A 25,082-nucleotide genomic window follows, 5' to 3' on the forward strand; every position below is an offset into this window, starting at 1 on the left:
ACAGCAGGATTCGAACCCACCTGCACCGAAGCCGCCGACCGCAGAGAATCCGCAGCCGGCGCAAACCCCCGCGCCGGCCTCGGAACAACCCGCGCCACCACCGGTCTCGACGTCACCGCAGCCGCTTGTCACCGAGCCGGCGCCGCCGCACGTCCCGGAACCACCCGCACAGCCGAACGTCCCCACGCCGACCGCGGAGCAACCAGCCTCCCCGGCACCACCCGGCCGCCAAGCGCCACAACCACTTCCGCTGCCCGGCATGCCCGACATGTCCGACCCAGGCGGACAGCCCGGTGTCACCGGCCCGGTTCCCGGGGCAGACGTGTCGCCGTCGCAGCCCGCCACACCGAAGGCACCACCGCCGGAAACCGATCAGCCGGGCGTCGTGCCGCCACAGCGGTAAATCCGCCATGACCGCACTCCCAACCCCCACCCGCGACCCATAGGGAGCGACGGCCACGAAGTGGCCGGTCCGCGGCCGGGTCGCCGGTTAGCGCTCGAAAGCGCTGAGCCGAAGGCTCTAGTCTCGAGCGCTAACCGGCGGCCCCTCAGGGCCGCGGACACGCGCGCGCCAGCGCGCCAATAAACACAGCGTCAAACCTCCTGGGACTACTCAAACCCCGGTCATCTCTTCACGACCCGCGCCTGCCGACCGCGGACAGCCCAAACGAACAGAAGTCCCTGTTCAGACCTTGACCAGATCGTCCGCGTGAATCACCGGACGTTGCATGGTGTCGGGAAGGTCGATGGTGGACCGCCCGAGCATGGAAGCAAGTTCGGTGCTGTCGTATTCGACGACGCCCCGGGCGACGACCTCGCCGTCAGGACCGACCAGGTCCACCACATCGCCGCCGAAGAACCGGCCGCGGATCTCGGTGATGCCCGCAGCCAGTAGGGAGTGCCGTTGAGCTACCGCGTCAACAGCGCCCGCATCGAGCAGGACCGCACCGCGGGGATCGGCGGCATGGCGAACCCAGAACTTACGACCGGACAGGCGAATCGGGCGCGCGGCGAAGGCCGTGCCCACGGCCCCGTCGGTGAGCGCGGACGAGGCGTCGGCAGCCGAGGCCAGCAGGACCGGAATGCCCGCGTCGGCAGCCAGCCGGGCGGCGGAGAGTTTGGAGGCCATGCCGCCGGTGCCGAGCGCGCCACCGCTGCCCGCGATGACGCCGTCGAGGTCGGCGCTGCCGCGCACCTCGGGGATGAAGTTGGCGGCGCCCTTACGCGGGTCACCGTCATAGAGGCCCGCCACATCCGACAGCAGGATCAGCGCTTCGGCGCCCACCAGATGCGCCACCAGGGCGGCGAGGCGGTCGTTGTCGCCGAAGCGGATCTCCTCGGTGGCGACCGTGTCGTTCTCGTTCACCACGGCGATCGCGCCGAGCGAACGCAACCGGTCGAGGGTGCGCTGGGCGTTGCGGTGATGCTCGCGACGGGCGAAATCGTCGGCGGAGAGCAGGATCTGGCCGACGGTACGGTCGTAGCGGGCGAACGAGGTACCCCAGGCGTGGGCGAGAGCCAGCTGGCCGACGCTGGCCGCGGCCTGCTTCGTCGCCAGGTCCTTGGGCCGCTTCGACAGGCCGAGCGGCGCGAGTCCCGCTCCGATCGCGCCCGAGGACACGACCACCACATCCGAACCCGCCCGCATCCGCGCTTCGACCGCGTCGGCCAGCAGATCGAGTCGACCGGTATCGAGCCCGCCTTCGAGGCTGGTCAACGCCGACGAACCGATCTTCACCACGACGGTGCGCGCCGACACGATCGCCGCGCGTCCCTGACTCAGCTTCGAACCCACCTGCATCGTTGCACTCCCTGCACCACGATCACCGAGCTAACCGGAACCATCGCAGTATGCCGATCGAACGGCCGTGCCCGACAGCGAATTTCGCCGGGCACGACCCCACTCTCACTCTTTTCGTTCGCCGTTTTCGTCGAGCAGACCACGTCGCGCCTGCGAGGCGAGCTTGCGCTCGGCCGCACCGATGCGGTCGTTGGTCTCGAGCCGGAGGTCGGTACCGCGGCCGGTCGGCTGCATATCGACACCCGCCGAGATCATCGGCTCCCATTCGAAGGTGACGCCGGCGATGGTGACCGGGCAACCCGGCTGGGCACCCTGCTTGACCAGCGCGGCTTCGACACCGAGTCGAGCCAACCGGTCGGCCAGGTAGCCGACGGCCTCGTCGTTGTTGAAATCGGTCTGCCGGATCCAGCGCTCGGGGCGAGTGCCGCGCACGATGAAACCACCGGGCTCGTTCGGATCGGCGATGACGCTGAAACCGGTCTCGTCGGTCGCGATCGGGCGGATGATGGTGCGCTTGGGCGCGGCCTTGGGGTGCGCTTCGCGGTACTGGCGGACCATGTCGGCCAGCGCGAAGGTCAACGGGCGCAGGCCGGCACGGCTCACCGCGGAGATCTCGAACACCGGCCAGCCACGTTCGGCGAACTCGGCCGACACCATCTCGGCGAGTTCGGCAGCGTCGGGCACGTCGGTCTTGTTGAGGATCACCACGCGCGGCCGGTCGGCCAGGTCACCCAGGCTGGCGTCACCTGACAGTGCAGGCTTGTAAGCGGCGAGTTCGGCTTCCAGCGCGTCGACATCGGAGACCGGGTCGCGACCGGGCTCGAGTGTCGCGCAGTCGACGACGTGGGCGAGCACCGCGCAGCGTTCCAGGTGGCGCAGGAAGTCCAGGCCGAGACCGCGGCCTTCGCTGGCACCGGGGATCAGGCCGGGCACATCGGCGACGGTGAAGGTGGTGTCACCGGAGAGCACGACGCCGAGGTTCGGGACGAGCGTGGTGAACGGGTAGTCGGCGATCTTGGGCTTGGCGGCGGACAGCACCGAGACCAGCGACGACTTGCCCGCCGACGGGAACCCGACCAGGCCGACATCGGCGACCGACTTCAGTTCGAGAACGAGATCGAGCTCTTCGCCCTCTTCACCGAGCAGCGCGAAACCGGGCGCCTTGCGCGCCTTCGACGCCAGCGAGGCATTACCGAGGCCACCACGGCCGCCACGGGCGATGATGAACCGGTTGCCCACGCCGACGAGGTCGACGACGACCTTGCCGTCGCCATCGACGACCACGGTGCCGTCGGGCACGGCGAGCACCAGATCGCCGCCGTTCTTGCCTTCGCGATTACTGCCCTCGCCCGGCTTGCCGTTGCCCGCCTTGGCGTTGGGGTGGAAATGGAAATCGAGCAGGGTGTGGACGTTGGCGTCGACCTCGAGGATCACGTCACCGCCGTTACCGCCATTGCCGCCGTCGGGCCCGCCCAGCGGCTTGAACTTCTCACGATGCACCGAGGCGCAACCGTGTCCACCTCTACCGGCACGAACATGCAGCACGACGCGGTCGATGAATTTGGACATGGGTTGATCCTCCTCCTTCTGACTGGTCGTTTGCGGTAAGGGGTGGGGAGAACACGACAGAGCGGATCAGGGAATCAACCCTGACCCGCTCTGGTGTCTGTGGGGAGCGAAGCTCCAGGCGGTCAGGCCTGGACCGGCTCCGGTACGACGATGTTGACGGTCTTGCGGCCACGCTTGGTGCCGAACTCGACCGCGCCCGCCTCGAGGGCGAACAGCGTGTCGTCGCCACCACGGCCGACGTTCACGCCCGGGTGGAAGTGGGTTCCACGCTGACGGACCAGGATCTCGCCCGCGCTGACCTTCTGGCCGCCGAAACGCTTCACGCCGAGGCGCTGGGCGTTCGAATCGCGGCCGTTCCGGGAGCTGGATGCGCCCTTCTTATGTGCCATTGCTTCGTCTCCTCGGGAAAATTCTTACTTGATGCCGGTGACCTTGATGACCGTCAGCGGCTGACGGTGACCCTGGCGCTTGTGGTAGCCGGTCTTGTTCTTGAACTTGTGGATCCGGATCTTCGGGCCCTTGGTCTGGTCGATGACCTCAGCGGCCACGGAGATCTTGGCCAGCTTGTCGGCGTCGGTGGTCAGATCGGTGCCGTCGACGACGAGAACCGGGGTCAGCGCCACGGCGGTGCCGACGGGACCCTCGATCTTCTCGACCTTCACCAGGTCACCGACCGCGACCTTGTACTGCTTTCCGCCGGTCTTGACGATTGCGTACGCTGCCATCGGTCGGCTTCCTCCACTCACATTGGTCCTGCACATGTCCACGCCGCAGCTGCGACGCGTATTACTGGGCTCATCCCCGCAAGAGCGGGGGAAGAACGTTTGCTGCCTGCGGTATACACCCGGCCTGTTCGGCCAGATGCTCAATCACTGGGCAGCGACCGACCTAGGTTACCAGAGCGGTATCCACTCCCCCAATTCGGCCGGTCAGGGCCCGAATCGAGGCTTGCGTGCGCGGAGGGGATCCGCGCACGCAAGCGTCGGGCTACTTCGATTCGGCGGCCGGAGCGCCCGCGGGACGACCCACGGCGCGACGACGCGGCTTGCGTTCCGGGACGATGACCGGCTCCGCGGCGAAGTCGACGACAGCCGCTGCGGGCGGCTGCTCGTTCGCCGACAGCACGAACACGGCTCCCGCGCTGTCCGGTGCGGGTGCTGCCGTCGACCGGGCTACGCGACGCCTACGAGGCGCCCGCGGTGCGGGTTCCTCGGCGGCCGGAGCCGGTTCGGACGTCTCGGGCTGTGGCGTCTCGACGACCGCGGCCGGTTCGGGCTGCGCGGTCTCGGCGACAGCGGCATCGGCAGGCGCCGAGCTCACCACTTCCTCCTCGACCTCGGCGGCCTCGGGCTCTGCCTCGCCGGCGATGACCCCGGTGAGCGGACCCTCGGTGCTCGGCTCGGTATTCGCGGCAGCGGCACCGCGACCCGATCGGCGCGACCGAGACCGTGAGCGCGACCTGGTCGGCTCGGCGGGCGCTTCCTCGACGACCTCGGTGCGCTCGTCGGTCTGCTCGTCGTCGTGATGACCTGCCATCGCGAGCACCACCGGGTGGGCCCGCTTGACCGCGATGTCCTCCTCGGCGTGTTCGGCGGCAGGCGCGGTGCCATTGGTCGCCGGTGCGGCGGTGGTGGTGGCGGGCTTGTCGCGGTCCTTGCCGCGGCGACGGCGCGAACCGCCCTCCTTCGCCCTCGGTTCTTCGACGCCCGACCCGGAATCCACCGGGTAGGAGTGCACGAGGATGCCGCGACCGTGGCAGTGCTCACAGGTGGTGGAGAACGCCTCGACCAGTCCGGTGCCCAGCTTCTTGCGGGTCATCTGGACCAGGCCCAGCGAGGTGACCTCCGATACCTGGTGGCGGGTGCGGTCGCGGCCGAGCGCCTCGGTGAGACGACGCAGCACCAGGTCACGGTTGGACTCGAGGACCATGTCGATGAAGTCGACGACGATCATGCCGCCGATATCGCGCAGCCGCATCTGGCGCACGATCTCTTCGGCCGCTTCCAGGTTGTTCTTGGTGACGGTCTCTTCGAGGTTCGACGAGCCCGAGCCGGTGAACTTGCCGGTGTTGACGTCGACGACGGTCATCGCCTCGGTGCGGTCGATCACCAGGGTGCCGCCCGAGGGCAGCCACACCTTGCGATCGAGAGCCTTGGCCAGCTGCTCGTCGATCCGGAACGTGTCGAACACGTCGACACCGTTGTTCTCGTGCCGGTTGACCCGCGGTAGCAGGTCGGGCGCCACGGTGCGGACGTAGGTCTCGACGGTGCTCCACGCGCGGTCACCCTCGATGACCAGCTTGGCGAAGTCCTCGTTGAACAGGTCGCGGATGACCTTGACCAGCATGTCGGGCTCTTCGTAGAGCGCCTTCGGTGCGTTGGTCTCCTTGGCGGCGGCCTCTTCGATGGTGCGCCAGGCGGCCTGCAGTCGCTCGACGTCGCGAGCCAGTTCGGGCTCGCTGACACCCTCGGACGCGGTCCGGATGATCACCCCGGCGTCGGACGGGACGATCTCGCGCAGAATCTCCTTGAGCCGCTTGCGCTCGGTGTCGGGCAGCTTGCGGCTGATCCCGGTGGAGGTGCCACCCGGCACGTACACCAGGAAGCGACCGGCCAGGGAGATCTGGGTGGTCAGGCGGGCGCCCTTGTGACCGACCGGGTCCTTGGACACCTGCACCAGCACCTGATCGCCGGGCTTGAGCGCCTGCTCGATCTTGCGCTCACGACCACCGAGACCGGCGGCTTCCCAGTTCACCTCACCGGCGTAGAGCACACCGTTGCGGCCGCGGCCGATGTCGATGAACGCGGCTTCCATGCTGGGCAGCACGTTCTGCACCTTGCCGAGGTAGACATTGCCCACCATCGACGCCTGACCGGAACTGGTCACGAAGTGCTCGACGAGGATGTTGTCCTCCAGGACCGCCACCTGCGTGGTGGTCTGGTGGCCCGGCGCGTGTTCGGCGGGGTCGAACGACTTCTCGCGCACGACCATCACCCGGTCGACCGCCTCGCGGCGGGCCAGGAACTCCGACTCGGTCAGGATCGGCGGACGGCGACGCCCGGCCTCCCGACCGTCACGGCGACGCTGACGCTTGGCCTCCAGGCGGGTGGAGCCCGAAATGCCCTGTACTTCGTCGGGGTTGGTCGAGCTGGAACGGCCGCGGCTCTTGTTGCGGGGCTCGCGCTCGTGCACGACAGTGTTCGGCGGATCGTCCTCGGTCGCCGCCTCGGCGTCGGCGGACTCGCCACCGACCTTGCGACGACGGCGACGACGGCGACGACGGCTCGCGCCATCGGAGGATCCGTCTTCGTCCTCGGTCTCGGCTTCGGTGTCTTCGGCCTGTTCGGCCTCGTCGGTGACCTGCTCGGCCTGCTGCTCGGCCTCGTCGGTGTCGTCGTCTTCGGTGTCGGACTCGTTGTCCTCGCCGTCGGCGGACTGCTCGCCACGGCCACGGCCACGGCCACGGCGGCCACGGCGACGGCGGCGCGGCTGGCCGTCGGCGTCGTGGTCACCGGACTGATCGGCGGACTCGTCCTCGACCTCGGCTTCGAGCTCCTCGGCCTTCGGCGCGACAGGCTCTTCGACCGGCGCAGCGGCGGGCTCTTCGGTCCGCTTGGGAGTCCGCTCGGCCCGACGGCGCTTGCGGGCTTCCTCGGCGGCGGTGGCATCCGGCGGGAGGAACAACGGCATGCCCACAGACGCGGGCGCCTCGAAGGTCACCGGCTCGGCCTGCACGGGGGTTTCGGACACCCGGTGGGTGAACAGATCGGTATGCGCGTCCTCGCGCATCGTGGCGAACACCTCGTCGGTGCGCGCGACGTGATGCGCGGAGAACAGCGACGCGGGCGCCGCTGACGTGTCGGCCGGCTGCTCGGCGACGGGTGTGGACGCGGCGCGTTTCTTCGCGCGCGTCGTGGGTGCGGGTGCGGTGGCTTCGTCGGGGGCGCCGGGTTCGGCGTCAGCGGCGGCGATCGCGTCGCGCACCGTTTCGGCGACCGAGCGGTCGACATTGGATTGAACGCTGCGCGCCTCGGCGCCCAGCTCGGCCAGTTTGGCCAGGATGCGTTTGCTGGTCACTCCCAACCGTTTGGCCAGTGCATGAACTCGAATTCGCTCCGGCAATTGATCGGCATCCTGTTGTGTTGTGTCCAGCGGCTCTTTTTCGGCCACGAAGTCTCCTCGGGCCCCCGGGCGCGTCCTTCCCCGGTACGGGAGTGACGCGGCCGACGCGGGGGCATCGTCCGTGCACCTCGTACCCGATGGTACGAGGGTCATCTGGTCTCGCCCCGCGTGTCCGGTCGCACCTTGATCGATCGTCTGGCGCGCCAACCGGTCACACGGCGCCTGGCTGTACGGCGTGGCACCGCGCTTTCGAGCGCTCATCCAGCGTGCCTGCGCGGGCAACCCCAGCAACAGGGTTGTCCGTGGCAGCGATGATCGGCATCAACCGCGGTGTCATCCGGTCATGTCCGCCGCCGCGTCACGTACCTGCGCGACAGGTCGGCGTCGAACACATCCGTAGTCAGTATCCCATACGGTTCGCGCGGGGATCGCCATCGGCGCAACTCACGCGAACTCCGCCCCGCTCACGGCTGTCGTTTCAGCGGCGGATCCAGCGAGCGAGGGTGACCCGGCCGAGCGGAGTTCGATACCGCCTGACCGGGTGTCCGACTATCTCTCTCGCGCTGGGCGAGGCGAGGCGGGTCAGGCGGGAAATTCGGGGAACCAGAGGGCGATCTCGCGCTTGGCGGACTCGGGCGAGTCGGATCCGTGGACCAGGTTGAACTGGGTCTCCAGGCCGAAGTCGCCGCGAATGGTGCCGGGCACGGCCTTCTCCACCGGGTCGGTGCCACCGGCGAGCTGACGGAACGCCGCGATCGCGCGCGGGCCTTCGAGCACGGCCGCGACGACCGGGCCGGAGGTGATGAATTCGATGAGCGAACCGAAGAAGGGCCGCTCGGCATGTTCGGCGTAGTGCTCGGCCGCGAGTTCCGCGGACACGTTCTTCAGCTCCAGCGCCTGGAAGGTGAGGCCCTTGCGCTCGATGCGCGCCAGGATCTCGCCGGTGAGGCCTCGGGAGACACCGTCCGGCTTGATGAGTACCAACGTCTGCTCAGTCACCGGGTAACCCTAGCGTCGCCCGGGTCAGTACGCCGATCGGGCCCTCGAGCCGTCAGGACTTCGTCTGGGTTCGCTGGCTGGGGAGCAAGCCTGCGTACCCGGCAACCGTCAGGGCTTCGTCTGGGTTCGCTGGCTGGGGAGTAGGCCTGCGTCCATGCGTCGCTGGACGTCCGAGCGCAGGATCAGGATGAATGCCCATACCGCGATGAACACCACCGCGATCACACCGATCGACAGGTGGATGAACGTGCCTGCGAGCAGCAACACCTGCAGACCCATGTTGAACGGGATCGCCCACGACTTGCGCTGCACACCCGCGCCCAGGATCATCAGCAGCGAGAGCACCACCAGATAGGTCCCGGACAACCAGGTGACACCGCCGCCGACATCGGCGACCACCGGCAGCGCCAGCAGGACCACGATCGCCTCGAGAACCAACGTCCCCGCCATGACCCCGCGCAACCCCTTCCAGGGATCGTTGGCGGGAGGAGGCACTTCACTCATGCTGTGTCCATTCGGCGTGCTCGGGCGGCCTCCGTGGTCACGCTCCGCTTCCTCCTCCGGCCGCTGACCGTTCACGCCGGAGCCTTTCCGAACAGGGCGCGCGCCGCACCCGCGGTGACGACCGACCCGGTGACGATCACGCCCGCACCCGAGATCACGTCGCCTTCGTCACCGGCCTGCTCGGCCAGCGCGATCGCCGACTCCAGCGCGTCGGGCAGCGTGTCGGCGGTGATCACTCGTTCATCGCCGAACCGCTGCACGGCCAGGTCGGCCAGTGTGTCCACATCCATGGCTCGCGGTGAACCGTTGCTGGTGACGACGATTTCGTCGAAGACCGGTTCGAGCGCGTCGAGAATCCCGGCCGCGTCCTTGTCGGCGAGCACCGCGACCACCCCGACCAGCTTGCGGAAGTCGAACTCGCCGGTGAGCGTCGCGGCCAGCGCCTGCGCACCCGCCGGGTTGTGGGCGGCGTCGACGAAGATGGTCGGCGCGTTGCGCATCCGTTCCATCCGCCCCGGGCTGGCTACTGTCGCGAAACCGGTGCGCACGGCCTCGATATCGAGCTGGCGATCCGCGCCGGCGCCGAAGAACGCCTCAACGGCGGCCAGCGCCAGCGACGCGTTGCGAGCCTGGTGCTCGCCGTGCAGCGGCAGGAAGATCTCGTCGTAGACACCGCCGAGTCCCTGCAGGGTCAGCAGCTGTCCGCCGACGGCGACGGCCCGTTCCAGCACCCGGAACTCCGCGCCCTCGCGCGCCACCGCGGCGTCCTCGGCGACGGCCCGGCGCAGCAGCACATCCATCACCTCGGGCTCCTGCTCGGCGATCACCGCGACGGTATCGGTCGGGATCAGCGCCTCGGGGGCGCGCTTGATGATCCCGGCCTTCTCCTTGGCGATCGACTCGAGGTCGGGACCGAGGTATTCGGTGTGGTCGAGGCCGATCGGGGTGATCACCGCGACCTGGGCGTGGATCACATTGGTGGCGTCCCAGGTGCCGCCCATGCCGGTTTCCACGACGGCCACGTCGACCGGTGCCTCGGCGAACGCGGCGTAGGCCATGCCGGTGAGCACCTCGAACTTGCTCATCGCCGGGCCGCCGGATTCGGCGGAGCGCTGGTCGATCATGCCGATATACGGCGCGAGCTCGTGATAGGTCGCCACGTAGTCGGCCGGCGAGATCGGCGCGTTGTCGATGCTGATCCGCTCGGTCGCCAGCTGCAGGTGCGGGCTGGTGATCCGGCCGGTGCGCCGGTGCAGCGCGGTGAGCAGAGCGTCGATCATCCTGGTCACCGAGGTCTTGCCGTTGGTGCCCGCGATATGGATGGCCGGATAGTTGTTCTGCGGGTTACCCAGCAGATCCATCAGGGTGGCGATCCTGGTGAGCGACGGCTCGATCTTGGTTTCGGGCCAGCGCTTGTCGAGTTCGGCCTCTACCAGGGCCATTTCGGCGAGGTCGACCGGCGACGGCCCGGTGCCGATCGGGGCCGCGTGGTAGTCGCTGCCGCCGAAGTCGGCGTCTTCGGGGTCGAGGTCACCGGGGCCCAGGTCGCTCACTTGGCGCTCAGCTCCGCCAGGCGGGCGCCGATGCGCGTGACTTCGGCCGCGGCCACCTCACGTCGCCCGGTGATCTTGTCGACGACCGGCTGCGGCGCCTTGGCCAGGAAGGCCTCGTTGCCGAGTTTGGCCGTGGTGGTGTCGAGGTCCTTCTGCGCGGCCGCGAGATCCTTTTCCAGCCTGCGGCGTTCGGCGTCGAGGTCGATCGCGCCGGAGGTGTCGAGCTGCACGGTGACGGTCGCGTTCGACAGCCGGACCTGCACCTCGGCGGTGGTGGCGAAGTCGTCGCCCGGTTCGGTGAGGCGGGCCAGGTTGGCCACCGAGTCGGCGAACCCGCCGAGCCCGGCCTCGTCGATCCCGACGAGGGTGGCCTTCACCTTCTGCTTGTCGGCCAGCCCCTGGTCGCCGCGGAACCGGCGGATCTCGGTGATCAGCCGCTGCGTATCGGCCACTCGCTGGGCGGCGACTTCGTCGGTCGCGATGCCACTGGCCTGCGGCCACGCGGCGATCACCACCGATTCGCCGCCGGTGAGCGCCTTCCACAGGGTCTCGGTGACGAACGGGATCACCGGGTGCAGCAGGCGGAGCACCGCGTCGAGCACGCTGCCGAGCACCACCGCGGTGCTCTCGGCGCGCGCGTCGGATTCGGCGAACTGCACCTTGGACAGCTCCAGGTACCAGTCGCACAGCTCGTCCCACGCGAAGTGGTAGAGCGCCTCGCAGGCCTTGCCGAATTCGTAGGCGTCGAAGGCGGTGTCGACCTCGGCGCGGACCTCGTCGAGCCGGTCGATGATCCAGCGGTCGGCGTCGGTGAGAGTCTCGCGCGGGGGCAGCTCGCCGATGCGCGCGCCGTTCATCAGCGCGAACTTGGTGGCGTTGAACAGCTTGGTGACGAAGCTGCGCGAGGCCAGCGCGTGCGCGTCGCCGACGGAGAGATCGCCGCCGGGCTGGGCGCCGCGGGCCAGGGTGAAGCGCAGTGCGTCGGCGCCGTAGGAGTTGATCCAGTCGAGCGGGTCGATGCCGTTGCCGCGCGACTTCGACATCTTCTTGCCGTGCTGGTCGCGGATCAGTCCGTGCAGGAACACATCCTGGAAGGGCACCTGCTCGCGTCCGCTCTTCCCGGCGGTGAGCACCGGGTCGTCGCTGACGTACATGCCGAACATCATCATCCTGGCGACCCAGAAGAAAATGATGTCGTAGCCGGTGACGAGCGCGCTGGTGGGATAGAACTTCGCCAGCTCGGGGGTGGCGTCGGGCCAGCCCATCGTGGAGAACGGCCACAGGCCCGAGGAGAACCAGGTGTCGAGCACATCGGGGTCCTGCACCCAGCCCTCTGGCGCTTCCTCGCCGGGGCCCAGGCACACCATCTCGCCCTCGGGGCCGTACCAGATCGGGATGCGGTGTCCCCACCACAGCTGACGCGAGATGCACCAGTCGTGCATGTTGTCGACCCAGTCGAACCAGCGCGGTTCCTGGCTGGCCGGGTGGATCTTCACATCGCCTTCACGCACGGCGTCCCCGGCGGCCTTGGCCAGGGTGTCGACCTTGACCCACCACTGCATCGACAGGCGCGGCTCGACCGGCTCGCCGGAGCGCTCCGAGTGACCGACCTGGTGCTTGTAGGGGAACTTGCGGCCGACGATGCGACCTTCGGCCTCGAGCCGCTCGCGGATCTTGACGCGGGCCTCGAAACGGTCCATGCCGTCGAATTCGGTGCCGCTGTCGGCGATCCGGCCCGTCTTGTCCATGATCGTCGGCATCGGCAGACCGTGGCGCAGGCCGAGTTCGAAGTCGTTGGGGTCGTGTGCCGGGGTGATCTTCACTGCGCCGGAACCGAATTCGGGGTCGACGTAGTCGTCGGCGACGATCGGGATCTGGCGGCCGGTGATCGGGTGGTAGAGCGTGGTGCCGATCAACGCCTGGTAGCGCTCGTCGTCGGGGTGCACCGCCACCGCGGTGTCGCCGAGCATCGTCTCCACGCGGGTGGTGGCAACGACGACGTGCGGTTCGTCGTCGTTCAGCGAACCGAATCGCATGCTCACGAGCTCGCCGTCGACCTCCTTGTGGTCCACCTCGAGGTCGGAGATACCGGTCTGCAGCACCGGCGACCAGTTCACCAGTCGCTCCGCGCGGTAGATCAGCCCCGAGTCGTAGAGCCGCTTGAAGATCGTCTGCACCGCGCGCGAGAGACCGTCGTCCATGGTGAAGCGGTCGCGGCTCCAGTCGACGCCGTCACCGAGGCGACGCATCTGCCCCTGGATCTGCCCGCCGGACTCGCGCTTCCAGTCCCACACCTTGTCGATGAACAGCTCACGCCCGAAGTCCTCCTTGGACTTCCCGTCGACGGCGAGCTGCTTCTCCACCACCGTCTGCGTCGCGATACCGGCGTGGTCCATGCCCGGCAGCCACAGCACCTCGTAGCCCTGCATCCGCTTGCGGCGCGTGAGCAGGTCCATGATCGTGTGGTCGAGCGCGTGGCCCATGTGCAGGGTGCCGGTGACGTTCGGCGGCGGCAGCACGATCGAGTACGGCGGCTTGTCCGAGGAGGCGTCGGCGGCGAAGTACCCGGCGCTTACCCAGCCCTCGTACAGGTCGGCCTCTACCTCGCTGGGGTTCCAGCTCTTGGGCAGGGCATCGGCACGATTACGCGAGTTGTCAGGGGCTGCGCTGGTCACGTCCCAATCCTAAGGGGAGGCGGCAACCAGCTTTTTCCCGCCTACCCCAGCACAAAAAAAGACGGAATCTTCGGTGGATGAGGGACACCGAAGACTCCGTCTACACCAGTGATCCTACCGGCGATCAACCCCACCGAGCAGAATCCATATGGAATTCTCAGCTTCGCCTCGCGCTGGTCGGCAAGGCCTGTGACGCGCCATGACGACACGCGGAAACCCTTGTGCCCCAGGCCTCGAACCCGAATATCCGGGTAACCCCGGATTGCCGTTTTGTCCCTTTTACCGGACCCTGGAGAAGGTGACGCCCCCGCTCGATTCCTCGTCCCCCGTTCCCGCATCGGCGCCGAGGATCATCACCCCGACCGCACTGGTCGACCTCCGCGCGAGCGAGGTCGAGGAACTGCGCTACCCGAACACCACCGTCCTGGTCTTCGCCGGTGTGCCGGGCGCGGGAAAGTCCACCGCGTTACACCGCTTCTTCGGCGCGGGCCCCGACGCCGAACATCCGGTGCGCACCGCGTCCGGCGCCCTGGTTCTCGACTCGAACCACACTCGCAACCGCCTGCGCCATCGCTTGGGCTGGGCGCCGTACTCGCTGTGGCGCCCACTGGTCCACCTCGCGCACTATCGTGCGATCCGCGACGCACTGCGCGAGGGTGCCGGACCGGTCGCCATCCACGACTGCGCGACCTTCCGCTGGAGCAGGCGCCTGATCACCCGCTGGGCCGCGCGGAGTCAGCGCGAACTACACATGGTGCTCATCGACGTTCCCGCGGAGCAGGCCAGATCCGGTCAGATCAGTCGAGGCAGAAGCGTCAACAGCATCGCCTTCACCGCGCACTGCCGCCGCTGGGAAACGATGATGGGCTCCCTCGGAGCCCGCGACACCACCTACGCGCCGGACCCGGAGACGCGACCGCTGTCATCGACCTCGGTGGTGATCATCGACCGTCCGACGCTGCACGCGGTGTCGCGCATCGCCTTCGACCCGGCCTGATCGAGGCGCGCTCACGGCACCAGCACGCTCAGCGCCCCCGGCATCGCCTGCACCGTCACCGGCAACATCCCCGCGGGCTCACCGTCGGCCGTCGCGTACCCGCCCTCGGCGCTGACCGTGATCCGCCGGGCCCGATAGCGCTTCGTTGCGGGATGGTCGATCCGCTTGCCCGCCGACAACGCGGGCAACAGCCGCGCCATCTCCAGCCGCGACACCGCACCGACCACCGTGATGTCGAGGTAGCCGTCGTCGGCGAGTGCTTCCGGACACACCAGCATCCCGCCGCCGTAGGTGCGGGTGTTGCCGATGGGTGCCATCACCGCGTCGGTCAGGATCACCACGTGCGAGTCGGGTGGATTGTCGAGCGCACCGGGCGCGAGGCCCGACATCTCGATCCGGAACGGCAGTGTGTAGCCCCGCATGAGCTCGGCCACAGCGGCCGCGGTGTAGCGCAGGGGGCCGCGTGGGTAGCGCATCTTGTTGGCGCGCAGGGTGACTCGCGCGTCGAACCCGGTGCCGACCACGGTCGCGAACCAGGTGGGGGTGGCATCCGGCGATTCGATCCGCCCCAGATCGATGGTCCGGGCTCGACCGCCGAGCACGATCTCGACGGCGGCCAGTGGGTCACCGGTCGGTATGCCGAATTCGCGCGCCAGGTCGTTGCCGGTGCCCGCGGGCACCAGCCCGAGCGGTACTCCGCTGTGCGCGACAGCGGCCAGCAGCACGTTCATCAGCCCGTCACCGCCGACGCAGATCACCGCATCCGGCCGGTCCTCGCCCGCGATCAGCGTCCTGACCTGCGTCACCGACTCGTCCGCACTCGGCGCGCGCACCTCGACCACGTCGACATCGCGGGCCAGCAGTTCGGCCAGTACCGCCTCGGCGACACCGTCGCCACGGCCCGACCCGGAATGCGGGTTCGTGACAACTACTACGCGCCGCACCGAATGTTGGTTCACGGCACCAGCTTCCCAGGGTTGAGCACGCCGGTGGGGTCGAGTTCGCGCTTCACCGCACGCAACACCCGAACCCCCAGGTCACCGATTTCGGCGCCCATCCACGGACGGTGGTCGGCGCCGACGGCGTGGTGGTGGGTGATGGTGCCGCCCGCGGCGACCATCGCGTCGCTCGCGGCGGATTTGGCGATGCGCCACTGCGCGATCGGATCGTCGAGCTGCTTGGTGACCACGGTGAAGTACAGCGACGCCCCGGTCGGGTAGGTGTGCGAAATGTGGCACATGACCAGCGCGGGCGTGCCCTGCGCCCCGAGCGCGTCCATCAGCGCGCCGGTGACCTTCACCTTGAGATTGCCCAGGTTGGCCCAGCTGGTGGCGGTTTCGAGGGTCTCGCACAGCACGCCGACATCGAGCAGCGCGTCGCGCATGTAGGGCGCGGCGAAGCGGCCGTGCTCCCACTGCTGCGCGGGTGCCTCGCCGAGCGCGGTGCCGCCCGCGGCGGCGAGCAGGTCACTCGCCTCGACAGATCGGGCGGCGACGTGGGCCTTACTGCCCTCGAAGGTGGTGATGGCGAGGCAGCCCGAGACCGGGTTGCCGCCGACATCGGCGGAGCGGGCCAGGTTCAGGCCCGTTTCGGCTTCGTCGGACAACCGCATCACCGTCGGCGCGGCACCGGCCTGCACCACACTGCGCAGCGCGGCTGCGCCGGTGGCGAAGTCGGGGAACGACCAGGCTTGGTAGCCAACGGTTTCCGGCACGGGGTGCACCCGCAAGGTGACCGAGGTGATGATGCCGAGCGCGCCCTCGGACCCGACGAACAACTCGCGCAGGTCGGGTCCGGCCGCCGACGCGGGGGCGCGACCGAGGTCGAGGGTGCCCTGCGGGGTCGCGATCACCAGGCGTTCGACCATGTCGTCGAACCGGCCGTAGCCCGCCGACGCCTGACCCGACGACCTGGTCGCGGCGAACCCGCCGATGCTGGCGAATTCGAAACTCTGCGGAAAGTGCCCGAGCGAGAGCCCGTGCGCGCCGAGCAGCTCCTCGGCCTGCGGGCCGGTGAGCCCGGCGCCGAGGGTGGCGGTGCCGCTGGCCGGATCGACCTCGGTGAGTGTGTCGAGCCTGCGCAGATCGAGCGCGATCACAGTGGCGAACTGGCCGCGCACCGGATCGACGCCACCGACCACGCTGGTTCCGCCGCCGAACGGGACTACGGCGATGCCGTGTTCGGCGCAGTACTTCAGCAGCGCGAGAACCTGGGGGTGATCGGCGGGGAAGACAACGGCGTCGGGGGCGTCCTGCGGGGTGCTCGCGCGACGGCGCAGCAGGTCGGGGGTGCTCTTGCCGCCCGCGTGCCGGAGCCGGTCGATGTCGGCGGTGGTGAGATGTTCGTCACCGACGATCCCGGCCAGACCGGACCGATCGGCGGCGGTGAGCGTGGTGGGGATCAGCGGCACATCGTGCTCGTCACGGCGCGCGACCGGCTCACCCGAGATCCCGAAAACCTGCGCGAGCAGGCCACGGATCTGGGCTGACAGCGGCTGGTGACCGGCGGCGACGCCCCAGGCGTCCCACACCATGTTCGGTGCCACGGTGGCAGACCCCGATTGTTCGCGTTGCGTCTCGACCATGCGTTACATAATGACATATAGTGTCAAGCAGTAACCAACGACATGTCCCAGAGTCGGCATCCACACCGCTGTCGGATGTCACTACCGAACATTCGCGACCGCGACCCTGCTGGTCCGCTCGATACCCTTGGGCGGTTCCAGCCCGACCATGGCGCCGCACCACGGCGCCACCGAACACACCGGCGGTGAAGCACGATGATCGACCTCGCGACCCACGCTGACCAGCTTTCGCCCACCGACGTGGCGATTCTCGATGCCACGCGGGCCTGCGTCGTCGATTTCGGTGTTCGCCGAACCACGCTCACCGAGGTGGCGCGGCGGGCAGGTGTGAGCAGGCCGACGGTCTACCGCCGCTGGCCCGACACCGGGTCGCTGATCGCCGAGCTGCTGGTCCGTGAACTGCGCACGATCGTCGCCGAGACTGTGCCCGACACCGGCCTCGGCCGGGATCGGCTGGTCCACGGCATCGTGGCGGGTGCGGCGGCGATCAGGTCGAACGCGGTGTTCGCCAAGATCTTCCGCACCGACACCGACCTGATGCTCACTTATGTGTTCGGCCGGCTGGGCCGCAATCAGCGCACGCTGATCGGGCTGTTCGCGACCGTGATCGAGCTCGGCCACGAAGACGGGTCGATCCGGGCGGGTAATGCCGAGCACATGGCCACCATGCTGCTGCTCATCACCCAGTCGGCGGTGCAGTCGGCGGGCACGGTGGAGTCATTGCTGGCCGGTGCGGAGTTCGATGCCGAATTGTCCAGGGCTGTCGAGGGTTATCTGCTCCCGCTACCCGACAAGGACTGTGATGACTCCTGACTCCCCCTCTTCCAGTGCCCTGAACGCGGCGCGACGCACCGCCGACCTCACCGCGCTCGGCGAGAATCCCGAGGTCGATCTGGTGGTGATCGGCGGCGGTGTGACCGGGGCCGGCGTCGCCCTCGACGCCGCCGCGCGCGGGCTGCGCACAATCCTGGTGGAGCGCAACGACTTCGCGTTCGGCACCAGCCGCTGGAGTTCGAAGCTGGTACACGGTGGGCTGCGGTATCTGGCGAGCGGACGGGTGGGGATCGCGCACGAGAGCGCGGTCGAACGCGGCATCATGTTGCGCACCACCGCACCGCATCTGGTGCGCCCGTTCCCTCAGCTCGTGCCGTTGCTGCCCGGCATCAAAATGGGCCAGAGTTCGCTCATCCGTGCGGGTTTCGCCGCCGGTGACGCGCTGCGGATCGCGGCGCGTACCTCCGTCGATACGTTGCCGCGCTCGCGCCGGGTGGCCGCCGCCGAGGCATTGCGCTTGGCGCCGACCGTGCGACGAGACGGGCTGCGCGGTGGGTTGCAGGCGTGGGACGGTCAGCTCGTCGATGACGCCCGTTTGGTAGTCGCATTGGCTCGCACCGCGGCCGGGGCGGGCGCGACGGTCCTCACCCGCATGGAAGCCGTTGCGGCAACCGGCGATTCGGTCCAGCTGCGCGACACTCTCACCGGCGAGACCTTGGCGGTCCGAGCACGCGCGGTCGTGAACGCGACCGGCGTGTGGGCGGGCGAGGTCGACCACAGCATCGAGCTGCGGCCCAGCCGCGGCACTCACCTCGTCTTCGACGCCGCGGCCTTCGGTGGGCTCAGCGCCGCGCTGACGGTGCCGGTGCCGGGCAGCATCAGCCGGTTCGTCTTCGCGTTGCCCGCCGCGCACGGCCGTGTCTACCTCGGCCTCACCGACGAGGACGCACCGGGCCCGATCCCCGACGAGCCCCAGCCCACCGAGGCCGAGATCGACTTCCTGCTCGACACCATCAACACCGCCCTGCGCGAACCGTTGACCCGCTCCGACATCCGCGGCAAGTTCGCCGGCCTGCGCCCGCTGCTCAAAACCGCCGATGACAGCACCGCCGACATCTCCCGTGAACACGCGGTCCTCACCGCCCCCGACGGCCTGATCACCGTCGTCGGCGGCAAGCTCACCACCTACCGTCAGATGGCCCAGGACGCCGTCGACGCGGCGGTGGCCCGGTCGGCACTCACCGCCGCCCCCTGCCGCACCACCCACCTCCCCCTCATCGGCGCGGTCGCCGGTGCCGCCCGCGACCGCATCGACGCCCCACCGGTCCTCATCGAGCGCTACGGCAGCGAAGCGAGCCAGATCGTCTCCGCATGGCTCGCCGACCCCACCCTCGCGGAACCGGTCGCCCCCGGAATCGACGTCACCGCAGCCGAATTCGACTTCGCCATCACCCACGAGGCCGCCCTCACCATCGACGACCTCCTCGACCGCCGCACCCGCATCGGTCTGGTCGACACCGACCGCGAAGCCGCCACCCCCGCCGCTGAAGCGGCCTTCGCCAGACACGCCGCGATCACCAACTGAGCCCGCAGCTCAGCGGCTGGTGGCGGCCGGCTTGCGCGCCGCCAGATCAGCCCGGAACCGCCGAGCCGGGCGGGTACTCATCGAGGCCCGCTCGGCACGCGGCGTATGCCAGCCGATAACGGCCGTGTGCGGAGCTATGGGGCAGTCCGGCCACCGCCGGTCAGTCGAATCTCCACTTCGCGAGCTCGGCGCGCATGGACGCGCGTGGCCATGCGTCGAGGCCATGCGCCACTTCGGTGGCACGGATCGCGCGCAGGCCCGGCGGTTCGGCTGCCGCAGGAAGGTAGACGAAGCCGAGGCGTTCGTAGTACGGGCCGTTCCACGGAACCTGGGTGAACGTGGTGAGCGTGATCTCTTGTAAGCCACGGTCGTTCGCCCAGCGCACCGCGTGATCGATGAGCCGCTTGCCGATCCGCGCGCCCGCGTACGCCGGGTCGACGGAGACCTGGTCGATGTGTGGCTGCTCGTCGACCAGGCCGAGAACCAGGTAGCCGATCGGGTGATCGCGGTCGTCGGGCCAGACCCATGCGCGACCCTCGACAACGAAGGCGCGCAACACTTCCCACGGTGGTGGCTCATCGTCGGCAACGGCGATCATCCCCACCTCGGCGAACGGTGCGCCCGCCCGCCGCTCGATCTCCTGCAGCGCCGCGATCTCCGCCTCACGCGCAAGGCGCACAGGTCCACCGACCACCGGGCGCCGGACGGGCCGTTGTGCGGAATCCACGCCGGTCGCCCCACCGGTCATCGGCGAGCCGACAGCTCCCGGCTCGCCGGCGCCCGACAAGACCGAGCTGAGTTCCGCCGGCTGATCGCCCCCGCTCATCGCGCACCCACCGGGGTGGCGACGATTCCGTTGAGCAGGGCCCGCAGGGCCCAGCGGGCACGGGCGGCACCGTCGCCGTCGCGCAGGTGCGTCTGCCACGCGGTCATCGTCGGGAATCGAGCGGGCAGGTCGGCCAGGCGCCGGGAGACGTCGGCGCGGTACGCCGCGCCCCCCGCACCGGAATTCTCGGCGGCCTCGGCGGCGATGTGGAGGTAGATCAGGTCGACGGCCCAGGTGGCGGTCGCGGGGTCGAGACCACCTTCGCTCAGCAGGCACAGCAACTGTTCGATCAGGCCGAGGGCGTGTTCGGTGGTCGGGAACCGGCCGAAGGCGACGAGCGCGAGACCGTCGTGGCGGCCGAGGGCGTCGATCGAGGTCTCGACCAGCTGGGTCACCCGCGTGCGCCAGTCACCGTCGGCGGGGACCGGAACCTGGGACAGGACGTGATCGAGCATGCCTGTCAGCAGGTCGTCGCGATTGGCGACGTAGACATACAGCGACGCGGCGCCGGTGTCGAGTTCCTTCGCGACCCGGCGCATGGTGAGCGCGGCCGAGCCGTCGGTGTCGAGGACGCGCAAGCCGGTCTCGATGACGAGGTCCCGGCTCAAGGGGACTTTCGCCGGTCGGGCCCGGCGACTGACGGGTGCGGCGTTCATGCGCCGATCCTACGCGGCCGACGAACATCGTTTGGCACGAACGCCGTTCGAAGTTCGCCTTCGGACGCTATCCCCGAGCGTCGGGCAACTATGCTGACGCGGAGACCTCGGTCGCGGTCTGCCGCACAGCGGGTCGGCCGAGGCGGCGGTGAAGACCAGTCCGACAAGGAGGCGTTGATGCACGCGCATTCGTCCACCGTGGCCATCGTGCCGGGGACCGGAATCGTCGCCAGATTCGGCGATGTCGTCGTCTATCTGGCCGGGGAGACGCCGTCGACCGACCGGTTACTCGGAGCGGTGGAAACCGTCGCCAACAGCACGGCAGCGAGCGCGCCCGGTGCGGCATTGGCGCAGCGTCTGGCGGGTGTGGTGTTCGGCGGAGCTTCTGCCCCACCGCCTTTCGGTGTGCTCGCCCCGACCGCCGACGGGATGCTGATCCTGCTGCGCGGCGCGGTGATCGCCGAGATCTCCGGCGCGGAGGGCAACCGCCGCCTGGCCGGCGACCGGGCCTTCACCTGGGTCGACGAGATCATCCGCGAACCGGTCCGCCGAATCGCGGTCGGCGCCGAGATGGCCGATCCAACCAGCGCCAATCCGCGCACCGACCTACGCGCGGGCATCGTCACCGGCAACGGTTTCGTCCTCAACCTGGGCCGTCGCCGTAATCCACCGCCCCGCCGGGTCGAATCCGTCGACGAACCCGCGCCGACCGAGGCCACCGGTTTCCAAGCCTTGCGCCCACCGACCGCGCGACCCACCGACACCAGCGACGCGCTCCCGGCCACCGCCGGATTCCCGGCACCCGACCAACCCGCGACCTCGGGTTTCCAGCCCGACGCGGGCCGACCCGACAGCGAGACGGTGAGCACCGGCAGCCGACCGAGAACCGGCGACGTCGTCAGCACCGGGCCGAGCAACTCCGACGGTGTCACCGTGAGCACCGGCCCGCGCAACTCCCCCGCCGCCAACGCGCCCCGCGCGTGGTCTCGAGCACTCGATGCCGCCGAGCGCGGCGAACCGGTCGCGTTGAGCAAAGGCACAGCGCCCCACAGCAGTTCGCGCGGCGCCCTGGTCACCGAAGACGGGCTCAGCTACCCACTTGACCGGCCTTACGTCCTCGGCCGCAACCCCTCGGGTGAAGAATCGGTACGCGCTTCCGCGGCGACGCCGATACTGATCGAGCGCGATCGGCTCGTCTCGCGGGTCCATGCCTTCGTCGCCCCCGACCGTGGCAAGGTGTTCGTCCGCGAGGCCCCCGCGACCTCCGGAACCTTCTTCGCCGCACCCGACAGCGAACGCTGGTCACGCGTGGGCACCCTCCCGATCGAGTTGCAACCGGGATGGCGCCTGCGGATCAACGACTTCCTGCTGACCTACTGCGTGTAATCACCTACTGCGTATCACTCACAGACCATCCCGACGCCCGTGCATCCAGCTCCACGGGCGTCGGATCGCGAATCGGCTCAGGCCTCGAGGGCGTCGAGCAGTGCCGCGCGCTGGCGAGCACCGAGGCCGCCGATGCGGCGATCCTCGGGAATCTCGGCCTGATCCATCAGCTTGGCAGCCTTGACCGGGCCAACGCCCGGCAGTGCCTTGATCACGGCAGCGACCTTGGTCTTTTTCACCAAGTCGTCGCTGTCGGCTTTCTTGAGCAGATCGGCGACGGTGACCTTGCCCTCCTTCACCTTGCCGATCAGTTCCGAGCGCGCCTTGCGCACGGCAGCCGCTTTGGCCAACGCCTCGGTGCGCTGTTCGGCGGTCATCGTAGGCAGTGCCATGTCTCCTCCGCTTCCACTCGTCACTCGAACATCTGATTGACGGACCGAGTAAACAGCACGAAATCGGCAGCACCAGTCCGACACACCGCGAGGATACGCCGATGAGTTTTGCTTGCCGAACCCGTCGTATTCAGTGAAGGGCCTCCCAAGACAGACCAAACGGACGAAATGACAAGCGGTCAAGGCCCGCGTAACACCCCGATGACCAGCAGCGACACATCATCAGAAGCACTTTTGCGGGATCAAGGTTCAACGGCGAACCACGGAGGATCAACGAAGCTCCTCGGCCCGGGCGCGACCCGTTCTCGAACGGTCGTCACCGTCTCCCGCATCGCTGCATCGACAGCTACACAGTTGTGCGCCAGACATTTTCAGCGCCCGCGGGTCGAGCTAATTCGGGCCCGCGGGTGTGCTACCCCCGCTCGATGCGCAACAATGACGCGACCCGGCGAACCCTTTTGCTACCTGGAGTTGCGATGCGCGAGGAACACCCGCTCGATCACGAGGTCACCGCTCTGCCTGTGCGGGTGGAACGGGCCAGGCGTCGCATCGCCTATCAGTCCGATCCGGCACTGACCGACGCGCTGTCCGAAGACGAGTTGCGCGCCGAGCGCGAACTCGCCGAGAAGATCCGTACCTACGAGCGCGACCAGCGCTGGAAGCACATCAAGGCCGCCTCCTCACACGCCGACCGCTTGCGTGACACCACCGCGGAGCTCGAGCGCGCCGAGATGTCGGACCTGATGCTGGCCCGCAAGGCCATCGCCGCGCAACGTCGTGAGTCCAACCCGCGCGCCCGCCTCGCCTCGCTCTATCAGCACCGCACCTGGTCGCTGCGGGCGCTGGCAGGCGTGGTGATCACGGGCATGCTGTGGTCGGCGGTGAACGTCCAGCACAACATCGCTCCCGGTGGACCGAGCGATCCGCTCTACTGGGCCAGCTTCGGCCTGGAGGCGATGATCAGCGTGTGCCTGATCATCATCATGATCGGCACCACGCGGGTGGCCGAGTGGGGCGTGATGGGCAACCGCAACCAGGTGCTGATCGCCGAGCTGTTCCTGCTCACGCTGACCATCGCCCTCAACACCTATCCGCACTTGAGCCAGCAGCACTGGTACGACGCCGCTGTGCACGCGGTGGCCCCGGTGATGATCGGTGTCGCACTGCTCATCCACAACGCCGCCAGTGCCCGCTACAGCACCGCGATCGTCCGTGCCAGCGCGGAGATCCCGGCAGACGACGGCGACGATCTCCTGGCCGCGCCGAGCCTGGGGAACCCCGCCGTCAACTAACGGCCACCCGCACACAGCGAAGGGCCCCTCGGATCAGATCCGAAGGGGCCCTTTGCCGTTGGTTTGTTAGGCCGACTTCTCGCGACGCTCGGGCCGCTGCGCCTTGCGCGGCACGATCGTCGGGAGGACGTTGTCGACCACGGTGTCGGCGTTCACGACCACCTTGGCGACGTCGTCACGGCCCGGGATGTCGTACATCACCGGCAGCAGGACTTCCTCCATGATGGCGCGCAGGCCACGGGCACCGGTGCCGCGCAGGATGGCTTGATCGGCGATCGCTTCGAGGGCGTCGGTGGTGAACTCGAGATCGACGCCGTCCATCTCGAACAGCCGAACGTACTGCTTGACCAGTGCGTTCTTCGGCTCCGAGAGAATGGTGACCAGCGATTCCTTGTCCAGGTTCGTCACCGAGGCGACGATGGGCAGGCGGCCGATGAACTCGGGGATCAGACCGAACTTGATCAGATCCTCCGGCATCACGTCGGCGAAGTGGTCGTCGGTGTCGACCTCGGCCTTGGAGCGCACCTCGGCGCCGAAGCCGATGCCGCGGTGACCGGTGCGGTCGGAGATGATCTTCTCCAGGCCCGCGAAGGCGCCCGCCACGATGAACAGCACGTTGGTGGTGTCGATCTGGATGAACTCCTGGTGCGGGTGCTTGCGACCGCCCTGCGGCGGCACACTCGCCTGGGTGCCCTCCAGGATCTTCAGCAGCGCCTGCTGCACACCCTCACCGGAGACATCGCGGGTGATCGACGGGTTCTCGCTCTTGCGGGCGATCTTGTCGACCTCGTCGATGTAGATGATGCCGGTCTCGGCGCGCTTGACGTCGTAGTCGGCGGCCTGGATCAGCTTCAGCAGGATGTTCTCGACATCCTCGCCGACATAGCCTGCCTCGGTGAGCGCGGTGGCGTCGGCGATGGCGAACGGGACGTTCAGCATCTTGGCCAGGGTCTGCGCGAGGTAGGTCTTACCGCAACCGGTGGGGCCGAGCATCAGGATGTTCGACTTCATCAGCTCGACGGCCTCACCGCGGCTGTCGCGGCCCTTGTCGCCCGCCTGGATGCGCTTGTAGTGGTTGTAGACCGCGACGGCGAGGGTCCGCTTGGCGGTGTCCTGGCCGATCACGTAGTTCTCGAGGAAATCTCGGATCTCCGAAGGCTTGGGCAGCTCGTCGAGCTTCACTTCGCTCGACTCGGCCAGCTCTTCTTCGATGATCTCGTTGCACAGGTCGATGCACTCGTCGCAGATATAAACCCCGGGGCCCGCGATGAGCTTTTTGACCTGCTTCTGGCTCTTTCCGCAGAACGAGCACTTCAGCAGATCGCCGCCGTCTCCGATGCGCGCCATCTCGTAGGTCCCTACTTCCT

20 protein-coding genes and 1 pseudogene are annotated in these 25,082 nt (G+C 68.6%); 6 read left to right on the top strand and 15 right to left on the bottom strand.

The genetic code is table 11. The features are described from left to right. Positions 1-403, top strand: a pseudogene (locus ACFXKN_RS08425) (hypothetical protein); the annotation flags it as partial. A gap of 282 nt (positions 404-685) precedes the next feature. Here ACFXKN_RS08425 and proB read toward each other — a convergent pair. The 9 genes from proB to ACFXKN_RS08470 all read right to left on the bottom strand — a co-directional run bounded on the left by proB (position 686) and on the right by ACFXKN_RS08470 (position 13,223). After that, positions 686-1,801, bottom strand: coding sequence for a glutamate 5-kinase (proB, locus tag ACFXKN_RS08430; protein WP_378972383.1), 1,116 nt, complete (start codon positions 1,799-1,801; stop codon positions 686-688). A gap of 105 nt (positions 1,802-1,906) precedes the next feature. Next, complete coding sequence (gene obgE, locus ACFXKN_RS08435) at positions 1,907-3,370, bottom strand: GTPase ObgE (RefSeq protein ID WP_378972372.1); 1,464 nt, start codon at positions 3,368-3,370, stop codon at positions 1,907-1,909. Positions 3,371-3,492: 122 nt separating this feature from the next. After that, positions 3,493-3,759, bottom strand: a complete 267-nt coding sequence (gene rpmA, locus ACFXKN_RS08440; protein ID WP_056821498.1) for a 50S ribosomal protein L27 — start codon at positions 3,757-3,759, stop codon at positions 3,493-3,495. 24 nt (positions 3,760-3,783) lie between these two features. Then, positions 3,784-4,095, bottom strand: a complete 312-nt coding sequence (rplU, locus tag ACFXKN_RS08445) for a 50S ribosomal protein L21 (protein WP_194828727.1) — start codon at positions 4,093-4,095, stop codon at positions 3,784-3,786. 262 nt (positions 4,096-4,357) lie between these two features. Beyond that, entirely contained in the window at positions 4,358-7,540 is a 3,183-nt protein-coding gene (locus ACFXKN_RS08450; RefSeq protein WP_378972354.1) for a translation initiation factor IF-2 N-terminal domain-containing protein, read from the bottom strand. Between the two features lie 534 nt (positions 7,541-8,074). Continuing rightward, positions 8,075-8,491 carry a nucleoside-diphosphate kinase gene (gene ndk / locus ACFXKN_RS08455; RefSeq protein ID WP_266298471.1) on the bottom strand — a complete coding sequence of 139 codons (417 nt, stop codon included), beginning with the start codon at positions 8,489-8,491 and terminating at the stop codon, positions 8,075-8,077. 108 nt (positions 8,492-8,599) lie between these two features. Beyond that, positions 8,600-8,995 carry a DUF4233 domain-containing protein gene (locus ACFXKN_RS08460; RefSeq protein WP_378972345.1) on the bottom strand — a complete coding sequence of 132 codons (396 nt, stop codon included), beginning with the start codon at positions 8,993-8,995 and terminating at the stop codon, positions 8,600-8,602. 71 nt (positions 8,996-9,066) lie between these two features. Beyond that, on the bottom strand, positions 9,067-10,437 hold the full coding sequence (locus tag ACFXKN_RS08465; protein ID WP_378972524.1) for a bifunctional folylpolyglutamate synthase/dihydrofolate synthase: 1,371 nt from the start codon (positions 10,435-10,437) through the stop codon (positions 9,067-9,069). A 107-nt stretch (positions 10,438-10,544) separates the two neighbouring features. Next, entirely contained in the window at positions 10,545-13,223 is a 2,679-nt protein-coding gene (locus tag ACFXKN_RS08470; RefSeq protein ID WP_379432796.1) for a valine--tRNA ligase, read from the bottom strand. A gap of 298 nt (positions 13,224-13,521) precedes the next feature. On the opposite strand from ACFXKN_RS08470, the gene ACFXKN_RS08475 reads away from it, so the two are divergent. After that, on the top strand, positions 13,522-14,220 hold the full coding sequence (locus ACFXKN_RS08475) for an AAA family ATPase (RefSeq protein WP_378972326.1): 699 nt from the start codon (positions 13,522-13,524) through the stop codon (positions 14,218-14,220). An 11-nt stretch (positions 14,221-14,231) separates the two neighbouring features. On the opposite strand, the gene ACFXKN_RS08480 is transcribed toward ACFXKN_RS08475, so the two are convergent. Both ACFXKN_RS08480 and ACFXKN_RS08485 read right to left on the bottom strand, forming a co-directional pair. Beyond that, complete coding sequence (locus tag ACFXKN_RS08480) at positions 14,232-15,179, bottom strand: diacylglycerol kinase family protein (protein WP_378972321.1); 948 nt, start codon at positions 15,177-15,179, stop codon at positions 14,232-14,234. Continuing rightward, positions 15,176-16,804, bottom strand: coding sequence for an FAD-binding oxidoreductase (locus ACFXKN_RS08485; protein WP_378972304.1), 1,629 nt, complete (start codon positions 16,802-16,804; stop codon positions 15,176-15,178). The genes ACFXKN_RS08480 and ACFXKN_RS08485 overlap by 4 nt, the downstream gene beginning before the upstream one ends. 195 nt (positions 16,805-16,999) lie before the next feature. Here ACFXKN_RS08485 and ACFXKN_RS08490 point away from each other — a divergent pair, with 195 nt between their 5' ends. Together ACFXKN_RS08490 and ACFXKN_RS08495 are read left to right on the top strand one after the other, a co-directional pair. Then, on the top strand, positions 17,000-17,617 hold the full coding sequence (locus ACFXKN_RS08490) for a TetR/AcrR family transcriptional regulator (protein ID WP_378972297.1): 618 nt from the start codon (positions 17,000-17,002) through the stop codon (positions 17,615-17,617). Beyond that, positions 17,607-19,163, top strand: a complete 1,557-nt coding sequence (locus ACFXKN_RS08495) for a glycerol-3-phosphate dehydrogenase/oxidase (RefSeq protein WP_379432797.1) — start codon at positions 17,607-17,609, stop codon at positions 19,161-19,163. The genes ACFXKN_RS08490 and ACFXKN_RS08495 overlap by 11 nt, the downstream gene beginning before the upstream one ends. Positions 19,164-19,323: 160 nt before the next feature. On the opposite strand, the gene ACFXKN_RS08500 is transcribed toward ACFXKN_RS08495, so the two are convergent. Together ACFXKN_RS08500 and ACFXKN_RS08505 are read right to left on the bottom strand one after the other, a co-directional pair. Continuing rightward, on the bottom strand, positions 19,324-19,989 hold the full coding sequence (locus ACFXKN_RS08500; RefSeq protein ID WP_378972285.1) for a GNAT family N-acetyltransferase: 666 nt from the start codon (positions 19,987-19,989) through the stop codon (positions 19,324-19,326). Further along, positions 19,986-20,645, bottom strand: coding sequence for a TetR/AcrR family transcriptional regulator (locus ACFXKN_RS08505; RefSeq protein ID WP_378972281.1), 660 nt, complete (start codon positions 20,643-20,645; stop codon positions 19,986-19,988). Before ACFXKN_RS08505 ends, ACFXKN_RS08500 begins: the two co-directional genes overlap by 4 nt. Positions 20,646-20,822: 177 nt before the next feature. On the opposite strand from ACFXKN_RS08505, the gene ACFXKN_RS08510 reads away from it, so the two are divergent. Then, entirely contained in the window at positions 20,823-22,031 is a 1,209-nt protein-coding gene (locus tag ACFXKN_RS08510) for an FHA domain-containing protein (protein WP_378972271.1), read from the top strand. A gap of 77 nt (positions 22,032-22,108) precedes the next feature. Here ACFXKN_RS08510 and mihF read toward each other — a convergent pair whose 3' ends face one another. Beyond that, on the bottom strand, positions 22,109-22,423 hold the full coding sequence (mihF, locus tag ACFXKN_RS08515; RefSeq protein ID WP_019045768.1) for an integration host factor, actinobacterial type: 315 nt from the start codon (positions 22,421-22,423) through the stop codon (positions 22,109-22,111). A gap of 476 nt (positions 22,424-22,899) precedes the next feature. Between mihF and ACFXKN_RS08520 the strand changes: the two genes are divergently transcribed. Beyond that, positions 22,900-23,715: a hypothetical protein gene (locus tag ACFXKN_RS08520; RefSeq protein ID WP_378972253.1), complete on the top strand. Its 816-nt coding sequence runs from the start codon at positions 22,900-22,902 to the stop codon at positions 23,713-23,715. 66 nt (positions 23,716-23,781) lie between these two features. On the opposite strand, the gene clpX is transcribed toward ACFXKN_RS08520, so the two are convergent. Continuing rightward, positions 23,782-25,062, bottom strand: a complete 1,281-nt coding sequence (clpX, locus tag ACFXKN_RS08525) for an ATP-dependent Clp protease ATP-binding subunit ClpX (protein ID WP_266298437.1) — start codon at positions 25,060-25,062, stop codon at positions 23,782-23,784. Between the last annotated feature and the right edge of the window lie 20 nt (positions 25,063-25,082).

Source organism: Nocardia sp. NPDC059195 (genome assembly GCF_042754695.1).
Classification (GTDB): Bacteria; Actinomycetota; Actinomycetes; order Mycobacteriales; family Mycobacteriaceae; genus Nocardia.

Coding starts and splice junctions, on each gene's coding strand:
- proB (WP_378972383.1), bottom strand. CDS start 1,801: ATGCAGGTGGGTTCGAAGCTGAGTCAGGGACGCGCGGCGATCGTGTCG.
- obgE (WP_378972372.1), bottom strand. CDS start 3,370: ATGTCCAAATTCATCGACCGCGTCGTGCTGCATGTTCGTGCCGGTAGA.
- rpmA (WP_056821498.1), bottom strand. CDS start 3,759: ATGGCACATAAGAAGGGCGCATCCAGCTCCCGGAACGGCCGCGATTCG.
- rplU (WP_194828727.1), bottom strand. CDS start 4,095: ATGGCAGCGTACGCAATCGTCAAGACCGGCGGAAAGCAGTACAAGGTC.
- ACFXKN_RS08460 (WP_378972345.1), bottom strand. CDS start 8,995: ATGAGTGAAGTGCCTCCTCCCGCCAACGATCCCTGGAAGGGGTTGCGC.
- ACFXKN_RS08465 (WP_378972524.1), bottom strand. CDS start 10,437: ATGGCCCTGGTAGAGGCCGAACTCGACAAGCGCTGGCCCGAAACCAAG.
- ACFXKN_RS08485 (WP_378972304.1), bottom strand. CDS start 16,804: ATGGTCGAGACGCAACGCGAACAATCGGGGTCTGCCACCGTGGCACCG.
- ACFXKN_RS08490 (WP_378972297.1), top strand. CDS start 17,000: ATGATCGACCTCGCGACCCACGCTGACCAGCTTTCGCCCACCGACGTG.
- ACFXKN_RS08495 (WP_379432797.1), top strand. CDS start 17,607: ATGACTCCTGACTCCCCCTCTTCCAGTGCCCTGAACGCGGCGCGACGC.
- ACFXKN_RS08500 (WP_378972285.1), bottom strand. CDS start 19,989: ATGAGCGGGGGCGATCAGCCGGCGGAACTCAGCTCGGTCTTGTCGGGC.
- ACFXKN_RS08505 (WP_378972281.1), bottom strand. CDS start 20,645: ATGAACGCCGCACCCGTCAGTCGCCGGGCCCGACCGGCGAAAGTCCCC.
- ACFXKN_RS08510 (WP_378972271.1), top strand. CDS start 20,823: ATGCACGCGCATTCGTCCACCGTGGCCATCGTGCCGGGGACCGGAATC.
- mihF (WP_019045768.1), bottom strand. CDS start 22,423: ATGGCACTGCCTACGATGACCGCCGAACAGCGCACCGAGGCGTTGGCC.
- ACFXKN_RS08520 (WP_378972253.1), top strand. CDS start 22,900: ATGCGCGAGGAACACCCGCTCGATCACGAGGTCACCGCTCTGCCTGTG.
- clpX (WP_266298437.1), bottom strand. CDS start 25,062: ATGGCGCGCATCGGAGACGGCGGCGATCTGCTGAAGTGCTCGTTCTGC.